The 513-nt window shown below is 62.6% G+C and carries 1 protein-coding gene and 1 pseudogene; one reads left to right on the top strand and one right to left on the bottom strand.

Annotated features, from left to right (window positions below; translation table 11 throughout):
• On the bottom strand, window positions 1–239 hold a 239-nt coding region (locus EN750_RS41365; protein ID WP_245482959.1), incomplete at its 3' end, for a hypothetical protein.
• Between the two features lie 18 nt (window positions 240–257).
• Here EN750_RS41365 and EN750_RS41360 point away from each other — a divergent pair.
• Window positions 258–513: pseudogene (locus tag EN750_RS41360) on the top strand (FAD/NAD(P)-binding oxidoreductase); the annotation flags it as partial.

Raw genomic sequence — 513 nt, 5'->3', positions numbered from 1 at the left:
TCGAAGGCCTGCGCCTGCTTCAGGAGTTGCAACGCGCTGGCGTGCGAATAATATTCGGTGCGGACCTTCTCGAAATTCAGGGGTCGACAAAGGTCGAACACATCACGTTTCGGCGGCGCGGGCATCCGGTAGAGACGGTCGCGTGCGACGCAGTGGCCATTGGCCACGGTCTGAGACCGGAGACGCAGCTTGCCGAGCTTGCTGGCGCTCAGTTCGAGTTTGACGCCGAACACGGCCAATGGTTTCCGGCCACCGACATGGACGGACGCGCGTCTGAGGACCTGTGGGTTGCTGGCGATGCGGCCAGGACGGTTGGTGCGATTGGCGCCAAGGTGAGCGGCGCGTTAGCAGCTTTATCGGTCCTGCGGGAAATGGGGATCACGCTGCTACCGGAGAACCGGGTTAAGTCGATGCGGGGGCAGCTCAGAAGGTGGCGAAAGTTTCAGCATGCCATGGCGCGTGCCTTTATCCCTCCCGTTGCGGCAGCCGCCGAGGCGCCAGACACGATGATAC

This window comes from Mesorhizobium sp. M7A.F.Ca.ET.027.03.2.1 (assembly GCF_003999175.1).
Taxonomy (GTDB): Bacteria; Pseudomonadota; Alphaproteobacteria; order Rhizobiales; family Rhizobiaceae; genus Mesorhizobium.
This window is presented reverse-complemented; position numbering and strand designations above follow the sequence as displayed.